General features: G+C 65.2%; 11 protein-coding genes. 3 read left to right on the forward strand and 8 right to left on the reverse strand.

The window, feature by feature from the left end:
- The first annotated feature begins 14 nt into the window (after positions 1-14).
- From ABIE56_RS20980 to ABIE56_RS20990, 3 genes are all read left to right on the forward strand, one after another.
- On the forward strand, positions 15-446 hold the full coding sequence (locus ABIE56_RS20980) for a hypothetical protein (protein ID WP_429245753.1): 432 nt from the start codon (positions 15-17) through the stop codon (positions 444-446).
- 30 nt (positions 447-476) lie between these two features.
- The gene (locus tag ABIE56_RS20985; protein WP_429245754.1) at positions 477-2,498 is read left to right on the forward strand and encodes a hypothetical protein; all 2,022 of its coding nucleotides are present in this window, start codon (positions 477-479) and stop codon (positions 2,496-2,498) included.
- Between the two features lie 70 nt (positions 2,499-2,568).
- Positions 2,569-4,134, forward strand: coding sequence for a hypothetical protein (locus ABIE56_RS20990; protein ID WP_429245755.1), 1,566 nt, complete (start codon positions 2,569-2,571; stop codon positions 4,132-4,134).
- Here the strand turns inward: ABIE56_RS20990 and ABIE56_RS20995 are convergent.
- From ABIE56_RS20995 to ABIE56_RS21030, 8 genes are all read right to left on the reverse strand, one after another.
- On the reverse strand, positions 4,118-4,966 hold the full coding sequence (locus tag ABIE56_RS20995; RefSeq protein ID WP_429245756.1) for a TIGR04325 family methyltransferase: 849 nt from the start codon (positions 4,964-4,966) through the stop codon (positions 4,118-4,120). The two genes, ABIE56_RS20990 and ABIE56_RS20995, sit on opposite strands and share 17 nt — an antisense overlap.
- 259 nt (positions 4,967-5,225) lie before the next feature.
- Entirely contained in the window at positions 5,226-6,359 is a 1,134-nt protein-coding gene (locus ABIE56_RS21000) for a GNAT family N-acetyltransferase (RefSeq protein WP_429245757.1), read from the reverse strand.
- Complete coding sequence (locus ABIE56_RS21005; protein ID WP_429245758.1) at positions 6,356-7,906, reverse strand: oligosaccharide flippase family protein; 1,551 nt, start codon at positions 7,904-7,906, stop codon at positions 6,356-6,358. Before ABIE56_RS21005 ends, ABIE56_RS21000 begins: the two co-directional genes overlap by 4 nt.
- The gene (locus ABIE56_RS21010; RefSeq protein WP_429245759.1) at positions 7,903-9,606 is read right to left on the reverse strand and encodes a hypothetical protein; all 1,704 of its coding nucleotides are present in this window, start codon (positions 9,604-9,606) and stop codon (positions 7,903-7,905) included. Before ABIE56_RS21010 ends, ABIE56_RS21005 begins: the two co-directional genes overlap by 4 nt.
- Positions 9,603-10,604 (reverse strand): UDP-glucose 4-epimerase GalE, encoded by a 1,002-nt coding sequence (galE, locus tag ABIE56_RS21015; RefSeq protein WP_429245760.1) that lies wholly within the window; start codon positions 10,602-10,604, stop codon positions 9,603-9,605. Before galE ends, ABIE56_RS21010 begins: the two co-directional genes overlap by 4 nt.
- Complete coding sequence (locus ABIE56_RS21020; RefSeq protein WP_429245761.1) at positions 10,601-11,434, reverse strand: alpha/beta fold hydrolase; 834 nt, start codon at positions 11,432-11,434, stop codon at positions 10,601-10,603. The genes galE and ABIE56_RS21020 overlap by 4 nt, the downstream gene beginning before the upstream one ends.
- The gene (locus ABIE56_RS21025) at positions 11,431-12,207 is read right to left on the reverse strand and encodes a serine aminopeptidase domain-containing protein (protein WP_429245762.1); all 777 of its coding nucleotides are present in this window, start codon (positions 12,205-12,207) and stop codon (positions 11,431-11,433) included. The genes ABIE56_RS21020 and ABIE56_RS21025 overlap by 4 nt, the downstream gene beginning before the upstream one ends.
- Before the next feature lie 2 nt (positions 12,208-12,209).
- Positions 12,210-13,580 (reverse strand): outer membrane beta-barrel protein, encoded by a 1,371-nt coding sequence (locus ABIE56_RS21030; RefSeq protein WP_429245763.1) that lies wholly within the window; start codon positions 13,578-13,580, stop codon positions 12,210-12,212.
- Between the last annotated feature and the right edge of the window lie 2 nt (positions 13,581-13,582).

Here is a 13,582-nt window from a genome sequence, read left to right on the forward strand (position 1 = left end):
GCGGTGGCCTGCCCATGAAGGCTTGTGAGTCGGTCGCCGCAAAGAGGAACTACGACGCTGCCGGCGTTTACGGCGTCGACCTTGTCGATCTGATCCGCGACAAAGGTGTTCTCGTCCGGATTTACGGCTGGCGGAACATCGTAACCGGGGACAGGGTCACCCTCGCATTTGACAGTTACGACGCATGGGATGGTGGCTCGGCGATACCCGAGTGCTCCGGGCATCTGAATCGAACGATCGACGCAGATGACCTCATTCCAAAGGAAGACACGAGCGAGCCAGATGCGCCGACCGTCGTCTTTATCGATCTGACCATCCCGGCCGAGTCCATCGATGGCGTTCGGTACGGGCGAATTGTCCTCAGCTACGCCGTCGAGAACCGAGCGGGCAAGGGCGAATCCTTGACTCGATCTGTGATCACAGAATTCAGAAAGCCGCGTGCATAGATCGCTTAAACAACACGGAGAAATAGAAGCATGAACGAAACAGCACGCCCCCCAATGAAACTTACTCCGCCGTTCATCCCCGCTGCCCTGAAAGGCGGCCTCGGCCATAAAGACCTCGTCGACGATCCGACATCTAGCGTTGTTGTAGGCGTTGGGCCTTGGACCGATTTTTTGCAGGGGGACATCGTGGAGATCTTGCTCGGCCCTGAGAAGGTCTCTTTTGCGGAACGCGCGTATGAAACATCCGACGCACTCGTTCTCCTTATACCCGTTCCGAGTCGAGCGTTCGCCAGCTTCGGGGAGGGCGTAACCCAGGTATGTGCGCGCGTAACTGGCCGCTCACAAAGCTCCGTCTTTGAGTCGCCGCCGCTGGCCGTGCATGTGAAGCTCGGCGTGCCCGGCGGCCTCGACCCTAATCCGGTCACGCCAAACATCAACGAAAACCTTTCGAATCCGGCAGTCACCCCGACCCCCATACCCGATAATCTGGAGGGCGTTGTCGTGACAGTTCCGCCCTATGAAAATATGGCCGTCGGTGACAGGGTGTCGGTGCAGTGGAACCGGATGCTAGTACCCCGGGCGCCGCTCATCGAGAGCGAGGTCGGTAGCGCCGTACAGATTTCGATTGATCGTGACGTCGTGCTTGACGGCGCTGGCGGCGTCATAGATGTCCGCTACCAGGTCCATGACCGGGTAGCGAACTGGTCACACTGGTCTCCCGCTTCATCGGTCGAGATCCCGCCCGATGAAGCAACTGCGCCTCCTGCGCCATGGGTCAAGGGGACCATCGACGAAGACGGACGCGCAATCGACCTTGCCGCTCTCGGCTCTCGCGATATTCACGTGCGTGTGAAGGATCATTCTGGCGAAATGGGTGAGCGCATTGCGGTTCGCTGGGCGGGCCGGACGTCGCTGGGGAAGCCCGTCGTGTTCGAGAGTGAACCGCAAGTACTCGATGGCGTTGGACAGACCCTGGACTTCACTGTCCCTAATCGGAAAGCCAAGGACCTCGCGGGCAGCACCGCATCGGCGAGCTATTCCATTCAGCGTGGGCAACAGGTGCGCCTCCGGTCTCGAGTTCGTCGCGTTGAACTTGTGGGCGCAGATCGTGTACTGGATGCTCCCTCCGTCAAGGAGGCGTCGGACGGTGCCATCGACCTCGGCCGTGTTTTAGATGCGATCCATGTCGTGATCAACGCCTGGGACGGAATCGAGCCGAAAGATCGCTGCTACGTGGAATGGGAGGGGACTCGCGCTGACGGGACTCACACTTACCGGCAGTTCGATGCCTCGGGCAGTGAGCTTGACGCAAACCGGCAGCTGGTTGTCGAAGTGCCCGTCCACGAACTGGAAGTACTGTACGGCGGCCGTGTCCGAATCCGTTATACGGTCGCTCTTCAGGCTGACGCCTGGCACCATGACGGCATCCGGTCCGAACCGTTCATTCACCTTGAGTCGCCCTGGATCTCACTGACGGTCCCGATGCCCGAACTCGCTTTGAGCATCGACTCAACCCCAGCCACCCTCTCCGGCAAGATCACCCGCCTGGTGAAGCGCGTAACTGTCCCGCCTGAGGGAACTTTTATGGCGCGGGTGGCAACCGGCGGCGTACCGCCGTACCGTTACGCGTCGAACAGCGGCGCCGTCGAGGTAGACGAAGCTACTGGGCGTGTCGTTTCGCTGCGCAATGGCACAGCCTTGGTGACCGTCACCGATGCAAAAGGCGCGACCGCGTCGTATCCGGTCACGGTGAGCCATGTAAGTCACCTTGTTGATCTCGATCGACAAGGTGGTTGGGACATCGCTGTATCGCTTGCTGGGCAGCACAAGGCCGGCATTCCTACGCTGGATGACTGGGATGGCATGCGGGCCGCCTATGGCGGCGTCCCTGGCGTCCGCGCCGATGCCGGCTGGAGCAGCGTGCAGGCGGACAAGTTCCACCGCTATGCCGTGTTCCCGAACACGGGGGCCCGCGAAGCGCGTCGGTTCTTTGGCCTGGGCTCCCCCCTGCAAAGCGCATGGATCTGGGTCGTGACGACGCCCACCGTGTAAGGAAGCTGTCGCGCGCCGCAGTCATCGCCGCGCGCGACGCTTCTCCCCACCCAACCTGGAGAATTACGCCATGAACGGCACCGGCACCCGACGCCATTGCCCCTCCCCCTATCACTCCGTCTACTTGCTACCGGCCACGCTGGACAGCGTGCTCGCGGGGTGGATGCTGACAGCCGATGTCCTCCTGCCGCCTTATCCCGGCATGGCGACCGGCGATCGCATCATCGTAGCGTGGGAGGACCGGCTCATCGCCCTTCCGCCGCTTACCGCCGTGCAGGTGGATCAGCCGTTGACGGCTACCATTGACGAGCCCCTGCGCACCCTTACCGCACTGCGCGATGTACGAATCAGCTGGCAAGTACACGACCGCAACGGCCTGTGGTCGGGCTGGGCACCCGCCGTGTATGCACCCTGGCGTTTCGGCGGCCCCTTCGCACCCGCGCCCTGGCCAGAAGGCACCACCGGTGACGATGGCCGAGTCCTTTTGATCGAGCGCTTACAGGCCTCCCACGCCCGCGTGCGCGTCGAAGGCCACGGCGCACTGGTGGGCGATCGCATCACGCTGCACGTCAACGCGACCACGGCGGCCGGCAAGCACGACGCCTGGCACTCCTCATCCGTGCCCATACGTCGCGATGGGCAAACGATCGACTTCGAGGTCCCGGCCGATCTTTTGCGCCGAGCTACCGGCGGCCAATGCCTGATGCAGTACACGATCTGCGCGCCCGGCATGGCGCCTCGCTATTCGATTCGTCGGCGTGTTGAGATCGCCGGCCACGTGGGCCGGTTCGCCGCGCCGCAGGTACAGCAGGCCGACGGCGCCGTACTGGATCCGCTCGCGGCGGCGGGAGGCGCCTATGTGGAGGTTCCCGTGTGGCCAGGCCTTTCAGGTGACGACGAGTGCCAGCTCGTGTGGTTGGGCATGAAGGCCGACGGCGAACCCACCCGCTATGAGGAATCTGCGCTGGGCAGCGAAGCGCGCGACCGCCCAAGCCTCCCCTTCCCGATACCCGGCCCGGAAGTCGCGGAGCTGGATGGCGGTTACGTACGCGCGTGCTACCGGGTGAAGACGTTCGCGAACGTGGAAACCCCGGAAGGCATGCGCCGTGAATGCCTGCATACCCTGGAGTCCGAATGGCTCGACCTTCGGGTGCAGACGGTGAGCGCGCCGCCGGTTATCGCTACCGACGACCTGAACGATCTCACCCAGCGCCCGTTCGACGCACTGAAACGCCCCTTCATCACGTTCATCGCGGAGGGTGGCGCGTGGTACGTCCGTGGCGGCAAGACGGGCATCACGCCCTTCCACGGTGGCACCTTCCTGTGTGCCCACGACGACGTATCCGCGCTACGCATCGTGTTTGCCAAACCGTGCAAATCCGTGCGGTTCGGCTACGGCGCCCTGGGGCCGAATGGCAATGGCTCACCCTTCCAGCTGGATATCCTGGATGCGCACGGCAAAGCACTGGCGGACACGCGGCACCAGGTGCCGGCCACGGGATTGCCGGGGCTTTGGGTACAGCTTGACGCGGCGGATTACGGTGACCGGATCGGCGCCATCGTGCTGCGAAAGGACACCTCCAGCGACCCGCGACGCGTGACGGCCATCGTGGATAACTTCACGTTGACCTGGTGACGCCAGCACTTGCCGAGAGACGGAACGCGAATCCGAAATACCGGTCCAGCGAAAGCTCGGGGTGGAACGGCACGGTGCAGTGCCGCTGCGGATTCTCCCAGCGGTCCTGCAGTTCGTAGCCGAGCGCGGTGAGGCTGCCCAGGAACGCCCTATCCGCCGTGACCCGATAAGGGCATAGCGCAACGCCGATGTTCTGGACGGTGAAGTAGGACTGGCTGGGGTGCACGGGTACCGAGTTGAGCAGGAGGAAACGCGGCGGCTGGGCCATCCCGAGTAACGCATCCGCGAGCGTGTACTCGAGGTACTGCAGCGAACCCGCGGCGAACAACAGATCGCTGCCGCTGGCCGCGTTGATCGAATCGGTAAAGGCAAGGCGTCGCGCCGGATCGTGATCAGCCGCCCAGCGCGCACCGGCGGCGTTCACGGCAGGCACGTCCTGCACGGTCCAGCGCAGCGCCGCAGGGTACGCCAGGTACTTCTGGTACGCGTAGTAAGCGATGCCAATGTGCCCGCCCACATCGAAAATATGCCGGGCGCCCTGGCTGAGGAAACGGTCCAGCCACAGCATCATGGGGTAATCGTTGATGAAGACGCGCCGCGTACGCTCACGGTATAGCTCGGCGGATTCGCTATTGTCGTAGCCGGCGGCACGCGTCGGCGGAATACTGGCACGCGCTTCGTCGAACGTGGCGTACACGCCACGGTAGATGTGATGGGTGACTGCGGTGTGGGCAAGAAAGCGGCGCGCGTAGCTCGCTTCCTGCATGGCGCGTACGAACGGGATCCGGCTGGGCGGCCCTTGCAGGATGGGGGTGGCGACTGGCGTGTTCATGGCGGCCTTCGTTGCGCTGGGGTCGCCACGAATGTGCGTGGCGTGCAACGGGCCGGACATAGTGCCTTGGGGCTGGTCGTTTGGACTGGCCGGTCCAGGGCGGCCAAGCCTTAGCCTAACACGATGTTTTATCGGGTTTATTCTGGCTTTTCTCGCGCATGCGCGCTGCGCCGCTTCACCGATCATTGGCCGGCGCGTGCGCCGGATCGCGCGCGAGCGCGCTCCTACCGGGCCGCGCGGCATGAGAAAGATCGGAGGGTTAGACGCGTTTGCGGGCGCGCATGTCTTCGCGCACGCGGTGCAGGCCGCGGTAGAGCCAGCGCACAGGGGCGTAGGCATGGAAGCCGGCGGTGGCGCCCGTCGAGCGCACAACGTACAGCGAGCCGCAGGGTTCGCTGTGGGTGGCGAGGAGACGTTTGTACTGGTTATCGCCGTAGCCGAAGCTCACGCGCTCACCCGGGAAGCGATCCAGTAGTGCCTTGATCGCCTGGAACACCGCGACCGACCCGATGCCTACCCTGGCGATCTCTTCGTCGTAGCCGAGGTCATCGACCAGATAGGTGCCGGCAACCCGGTAGCCGTGCACGTACGCCAGCGGCTTGCCCTCGCGCAGGACGATATGGCCAATGATGTGGCCGGATGCCGCCAGCTTCTGGAACAGGGCTACGCGCAGCGGATCGTCCCAGCGGGTGGGCAAGTCATCGTGGTGCCAGGTACGCGCGTACACCTCATTCATAAGCCGGCAGTACTCGGGCATGGCGTCAGGCGTATCGAAGGTATGCAGTGCGGCATCGCCGCCGAGCTTGCGGTAGGCGCGCCCCACACGCTGGGTCAGGTCGGTGCGGCGCTTCTTGTCCATCTGGGCCAGCCACGCCTCCGACGAGGGCTGACCCTGGATCGTCCACTGCACCTGCTCGAGCAGGTTGGCCGGCACCAGGCGCATATCCCCGCCCGAGCCCAGCGCCTGGGCAAACGGGTTGGGCAACGGGCTTTCCTGGATACGCATGACGCGGACATTGGCGTCACCGTGAAGCTGGCGGACGACGGCCAGCATGACCGTCGAACGCTCGTCCGCCGCGGCCACCACACCGGCGCCAAGCATGCGCAGGGCGGCGCCATGGTAGACACGCACGCGGCGCCCGGCCAGGTCCAGTCGCGCGGTGTGATTGACGGCCAGCAGCGGGGCATAGCCCACCATGCGCCCGGTACTGTCACGCACAATCACGACGTGGGGTGCGGTGCCGTCGTCGCGGCTCTCCACTTCATACGCGATCCAATCCGGATGCTGGACGATGCCATCGCAGCCGCCCGGCGTTTCTGCCAGCGCGGCCATCTCATCGCGCGCGCTACGCAGCGCGTCCAGCGTGTGGAGGATGGAGCAGAGGTAGTTCATGGGCTTGCAGCCTTTGCCGCCGAGGGCGGCACGATGGCGAGCACGCGCGAGAGCGCGCGCCCGGGCGGGCCCAGCCTGCGGCTGATGCCTGCCATCAACTGGAGATCATCGGCGGACCAGTAGCGCACCCACGCGCTGCCGGGGATGTAGATGGCCATGAAGGCGACGGCGCCCACGAGGAAGCCGAGCCGTGACGGCGTCGCTTCGGTGGTGGCCCACGCGGCCGCGGTCGCGACGACACCGACGGCAAACAGGCGCACCATGGCGGCAAGCGGCAACCCACCCTGCGTCGCCTTGCGCAGGTAATGCACGGCCAGGGCCATTTCGACAATGCGCGTGGCGGCGTATGTGCCCACCGCACCCGCCAGGCCAAACGGCGGGATTAACGCGCCACCCAGCACCGCATTGGCGACCAGCGCCACGACCGCGATGCGCACGCGATCGTCCTGGCGGTCAACGACGGTCTGGAACGCCGCGATGCCGTTGCCGATCAGCAGCAAACCACCCAGCACCAGGGTCGCCTCGATCGCAGGAATGGCATCGACGTAACGGGTGCCGTACATGAGCCGCACGATCTCCGGCGTGGTCACCACGCCGAGCCCGGCGATGCAGATGCCCACCGCCCAGTAGAACCGCGTCGCCTCGGAAAGGAACCGTGCAGCCTTGGCCGTGCCGCTCTCACCAAAGGTCTTGGCCATGTATGGTAGAAGCGTGGAGGTAAGGCCCACGGAGAACAGCTGTACGGCGCCACGGGTAAGCGTGCCGGCGATCGCGAAGTAACCGACGGCGACCGAGCCGGTAAAGGTATTCAGGAGGAACACTTCGATGGTGCCGGTACGAAACGAACCCATCAGCACCAGCATGGCGGTGAGCTTGAGATGCCGGTTGACGCGGGTAGTCATCGCTGCGGGGACATCACCGGGCTCGTAAGGCCGGCACAGTCGGCGGTACATGATCCGGTTGATGAGGTTCAGCAGCAGGCATGCCACCGCGAACAACGCCACGAACGAGAGCAGCCCGGCATGGGCGAACATGGCACCCAGCACGAGCAACATGCCGACGACGCCGCCGATGACCGTTGCCACCGCCTCGGGCTCAAAGCGCTCCTGGCCCTTGCCGATCGCCACCAGCATGGCGTAATTCGCCTTGGCGACCACCGCGACGACCACGAGCAGCATGATCGGCAGCAGCGACTGATCCCATTCTGACGGGCGGAAGATCACCGCCACCAACGTGAACAGGCCGATCACCACCAGCGAACTCCAGCCCTGGATCCGCGAGAAGCGTGCCGCCAGGCTGGAGGCCAGCCGTGGATCGCCCATGCCATCGGCCTCGGCGATGAACTTGGTCGAGGACGTGGTCAGCGCGTGGTTAGAGCAGACGATAAGCCAACCGCACAGCCACACGGTGAAGGCATACCGGCCAAAGTCGGCCGGCCCCAGCGAACGCGCAATCCACACGCTCATCAACAAGCCGAGCGCGTACTCGATATACGTGGATACCGTGACGATACCCACGCTGCGCAACACATCCAGCCGCCGGGTCATGGCCGAGCCCCCAGGACCACCCCGGCAGGGGGCGATGCCAGGCCGGCCCCGGCTGGCTGCGCCATCATCCATTGCGCAACGCCGGCGCCGCGGTTGTTCCAGTTGAACCGGCGCAGCGTGTCGGAAATGGCGGCGCAGCTCGTGCTGTACGAATTGGCGATGGCGTCGAAGCGCTTCTGCAGCGCGGCGGCCTGCGCCGGGTCGGTCGTGAAGTAGTGCGCCGCGGCTACTGCGAGGCCAAGCTCCACAGTGTGACCATCGCTGTACCAGCCCTCGCTCTCCTGGATCTTCATGATATCGGCCGGCTTCGCGTGCGAAGAAGACCAGTACCATGCGATCTGCCCATCGGGGCCAGAGCAATCGTTGCGCCAGTTATGCGGCGACACCAGCAGCTTCGGGTCGATCCAGCCATAGCGCTCGAGGTAACGCCCGAAATCCACGACCATCGGCGGAATGCGTGCATCGCCGGTCACCAACCACGCGTGCCACAACCCATCAATGATGTTCTCACTCATCCACGGCGAGGCGCCGCGTACATCGTTGTCACCGTGAGGATCGTTCTCGTGCACGTTCCAGCTATTGCGCCAGGCCCCATCATCACCCAACCCATCGGGGTTGTGCTTCTGGTGGGCATCGAGCCAGGCAATGCGGTCCTCGATGCGTGCGCGGTCACGCTTGTCGCCGGTCAGCTCGAACGCGGCAACGGTTTCGATCAGGCCGAGCCCGGCGAGGCGTTCGGTGAAGTAATCCTGCGGCGAACGGTACGGCCCCGGTGCGTTGTTCCACCCACCACTGGCCCACAGGTCGGCCATTTTCGTTACCGTTGCGGCATCGTGCATGCTGTCGTCGCCGGTCAGGCCCACGGCCAGCAGGATCGGTTCGATATACACGTATTTGACGTCGCACGGCTTGCCATCCGGCAGCCAGCCGCCACCGCATGAAGGGCTTTCCGGGAAGCCATCGCGCTTGATCCCTGCCATGTACCAGCGGTAGCTCTCTTCGGCCGCTTGCAGGTAATCTGCCCGGCCGGTGCGTACATAGGCCTTGAACAGCGTGGACGGCCGGTCAAACAACCACGCCGTGGTGTCCTTCACCGGCAATTCCCGTGCCCAGTCGAACTGGGCATCCACGAAACGCGCATACGCCTCGCCCTTGGCCGCCACGCTTTGCGGGCCGGCAATGAGCGAGGCGGTGAGCCACTGCGGGGTGAGCGTCGCCACGGCGGCGAGCTTGCCCTTCACCAGGCCATCGGCATACGGCCAGCCCGCCACCGATACCTGGCGCGGCTCGCCCACAGCAAAATAATACGTACCCTGCGCCGCGCGAAACTGCGCGCGCACCGCGCGGATGCTGCCATCGCGGAAGTGCCACGTCAGCATCACTTTGACGTCGGCACCGACTTCCTTACCCTGCGCATCCACAATCCGCAGGACCTTCGCATCACGCAGCGCACCCGGTGGGAACGGGATACCCACCGATACCGGCATGGCATCGCCCTGCCCGGCCACGCGCTTTACATCGATCTTCTGCACCGCCGGCGGCAAGGCACCGGCTGCTACCGCATCCGGCCCCAGCACCGAGCCCAGCGCGAGCAGGCAGGCCAGGAGGAACAGGAAGCGACGGGTAATCGAACCTACGTGCTGCACATCCCCGTCCCTGAGGGCAAGGCGGCGCTCCAACCGGGCAACGCGTGCGTTCATGCCACGGACGCGACGGGCACGGCGCCGGCCAGCTGGTATTCCCAGCTCAGCGCGGTGCGTACGATGAAATCGAGATCGTCGTAGCGCGGCTCCCAGCCCAGCACCTCGCGCAGCTTGTCGCTGCGGGCGATGAGCTTGGAGATATCGCCAGGTCGGCGCGGCAGTTCCACCACGTTCAAGGCCAGGCCGCCCACGCGGGCCACGGCATCCACCACTTCGCGCACGCTGTACCCGTGGCCGTAACCGCAGTTCAAGGTAAGCGATGAGCCGCCTGCGCGCAGGTGATCCAGGGCGCGAAGGTGCGCCGCGGCCAGGTCATCCACGTGGATGTAATCGCGGACGCCCGTGCCATCCGGCGTGTCGTAATCCGTGCCGTAGATCGATATGCAATGGCGCTTGCCCACGGCGTGCTCGCAGGCAACCTTGATCAACAGCGTCGCCTGCGGCGTGGAGTGACCGATGCGGCCTTCCGGGTCGCAGCCGGCCACGTTGAAGTAACGCAGGATGACGTGGCGCATGGCGCCCGTGGCCGACCAGTCGCGCAGCATCGTCTCCGACATGAGCTTGGAGGTGCCGTACGGGTTGATCGGTTGGGTCGGCGTGTTCTCGTCCGCGATGCCTTCGGCCGTGGTGCCGTACACGGCGGCCGTCGACGAGAAGATGAACTTGTCGATGCCCGCCGCCGCGCAGCAGGCCAGCAGGTTACGCGTGTTGCAGGTGTTGTTGCCGTAGTACTTGAGCGGGTCGCTCACGGATTCCGGCACCACTGTGTGCGCGGCAAAATGCAGCACCGCATCGACACGATAGGCCTCCAGCGTGCTCGCGACCAGGTCGCAGTCGCCGACGTTGCCCTCGACCAGCGCCGCCCCGCGCACCGCTTCGCGGAAGCCGGTGGAGAGGTTATCGATCACCACCACGCGCTCGCCGCGCGCCACCAGTTGCAGCACCGTATGGCTGCCGATATACCCAGCGCCACCGGTAACCAAGACCGTGCTCATGCGTGCCTCCCGGAAGCGGGCGGGAAATTACGCGCCAGCCAGCCGCCAATGCCATCGACGAGCCGTGCGCGGTCGCCGGTAAGGATGTAGGTGTGATCGGTTTCCGCGCGGTAGCTGGTGGTCACGGCCGGATGGTCCATGACCTTGCCGAAGCATTCGCGGAACTGCCGTGCGTGGTTGAAGCAGTAGCTGATGCCGCCGGAGTACACGAGGTACAGCTTCATGCCCCGGCCCACCATGCCGGTGAAATCGGCGATGACTTCCTCGCGCGGCGCAGGTGCCACGGCGAACACCGGCTCGGACGCCGGCTTGTCCGTGCCGCCGCCACCGGCGCGGTGGCGCAGGAAGCGGGCCCAGCGGGCCGGATCCAGCGCGCGTGGCAGGTAGTGACGCAGCTTGTAGCCCAGCGTGCGGTAGGCGTAGCCATCGAGAAACACCGCGCCGCTGACGCGCGGATCGCTCGCTGCCACGGTATGTGCGTTCTGCGCGCCCGAGCAGAGGCCCACGAGCACGAAGTTCTTGCAGCCGGCGCGCTCGGCCAGCAGTTTCATCGCATCGTCGACATCGGCGCAGACCTGCTGCGTCCGGGTCAGGCCACCGCCGCTCGCACCGCTATCGCCCAGCGTGGATAGATCGAAGCGCAGCGTGGGGTACCCTGCGGCATTGAGCTGCCGGGTAAGCTCCACATGCAGGCGGAATGGCCCGATCCGGTGGACCAGGCCGGCGTTCAACACGATGACGCCGGTCTCGCCAGCGGAACCTTCAGGCACCCCGGCGATACCGACCAGATGCCGGGCGCGACCAAATCGGAAGGCTTCCTCGCGCATCATGCGTCCTCCGTCATGCGGCCGCTCACGGCCTGGATCAGCGGGTGCGAAAGAATGGCCGCCTCGAGCCGGCGCAGGTCGTTCCAGGGCGTGGGCGGCGAGATGGCGGCCACCTTGCCCCGCCGCGATACGAGGTGCTCCCAGCGCGGCGTCGCGTCCGCCGGAAGCGAATCGAGCACCAGGGTGGGTACGTTGGGCGGCGCCACGCGCAGACCCATGAGCTGCTTGCGCAAGCTCTCGCCAATATCGAAGCCAAGCCACTGCTCGGCCACGTCCGCATGCGAGCGCGGAACATTAAAACGATCGGCGTCTTCGCGCAGGGCGGCCTGCATCGTATCCAGTGCGGCTACGTAATCGTCGCCGTTCACCACGGGGTCCCATGCGATCACTTCGGCAAAACGGGCGCGATCGGCGGCGCCCAGCGCGATGCTGCCACCCAGGCGTGCACCGAATGCCACCACGCGATCAAGCCCGGCGCGCGAACGCAGTTCGCCTGCCGCCGTCACCGCATCGCCGATGCAACGGTTCCAGTCGACCTCGGCACTGTTGCCGGCGGAATCGCCGGTACCGTGGTAATCAAAGCGCAGCACCGCCACGCCCTGCGCGGCCAGTGCCTGCGCCAGCTGCCGGTAGAGCCGGTGCGTGCGGATCAGTTCCTGGCCCAACGGCGGGCACATGAGCACCGCGCGGCGCGGCGGCGAGGCCGGCGCGTGGTACATGCCGAACAGCCCGTTATCGGCGCCGAAGAAGAACGGAAGTTCAGGATCGTTGCGCATGCTTACCTCCGGTAGACCACGCCGACGAAGAACTCGGTTTCCCGGTAGCTCTGGCCGACGGCGTCGCTGGTGCGGCGTTCGCGCGCCACCGAGGCATGCCAGCTCCAGTGGCGGTTCCATTGCTGGCCCAGGTCCAGGCCCAGGCGCACGGTGTTATCGGTGCGGTTGATCGTGTCGTACGTGAGCCGGTCGGCCGTGCCGAAACCCGAGAGCGTGAGGGTGGGCGTCACGCGGTAACCCACGCCGACGCTCAGGCCCTTGCCGGTCTGGTTGAACGTGCTGTCATCGATGTAGCGCAGCTTGTTCCAGGCGGGCGACACCGTGATGTTCAGCCGCTCGCTCTTCCAGTTCCAGGTGGCCTCGAAGCGCTTTTCCTTGTACACCTGCGAACCGATCACCGCGCTGCCCACGCCGATGCCAGAGAGACTGCCGCGACCCAGGCCGCCGGTGTTGGCAAACGGATCGAGCGCCTCGGCACGGCTGGCGTTATCGGTCGAACCCAGCCCGTAGACGGAGGGCGTGGTCATCATGTCGGTGGCGGCATCCGCGTACTGGTACGCGCCGGCCACGGTCAGCGAGTTGCGCAGCGTCGGCTGCCAGCCGATCTGCACGCGCAGCAGCGGCGAAGAGTGATCGCGGCCCTGGTCAAAGTTCAGCCGCGTGCCACCCAACATCACATCGGCATCGAAGTGCGCGAGCTGGCTGGTGTAGCGCAGGTACGCTTCCTCGCGCTTGTAGTTCGCGTCGCTTGGCTGGTTCTTGAAGTTGACGTCCTGGTACTCGACATTGCCGGAGATGGTGTCCGTCGGCGTCAGGTCGCGGAACAGGCGGAAGGCGGCCATGCCGCGATTTGAATCAAACTCATCCACCTTCGAGGCGTAGCTGTTGATGTAACGCAGCTCGAACTGCCCGCGCGTGGCATCGCCAAAGCGCATGTGCAGTGTGGGCCCCACCGCCAGCACGTTGGTCTGCTGCTGGTTATCCGGCGAATCGGCCGAGAGCTGGTCCACCGGTTGTACACCGGCATAGTCTTCCACCGAGAAATCCAGGCGATCGGGCATGACCGTCCAGTTGCCCTGGCCCACGATCTGGGTCTGCGTCTGCGAATCGAAGTGGTTTTCCAGGTACTTGCGGTACTCCAGCGTACCGGCCACGTTGGCCTGAAACGTGGAGCCCATCTGGCTGAACTGGAACGTGGCACCGGGCGTCAGCACGTTCTCGCTGATCGGGTTATCCGATGACAGCGTGATGTTGTTGCTGTGCTCCAGGCCGGCGTAGAGCGTGTAATCCAGCGTGCCTGCCTGGCTGACCGCCGGCGCTGCGCACGCGAGCGCCAGCAACACCGCATGGGTGAGCCTCTTCACTGCCGGCATGT

Source organism: Luteibacter sp. 621 (genome assembly GCF_050435445.1).
In the GTDB taxonomy this organism is placed as follows: Bacteria; Pseudomonadota; Gammaproteobacteria; order Xanthomonadales; family Rhodanobacteraceae; genus Luteibacter.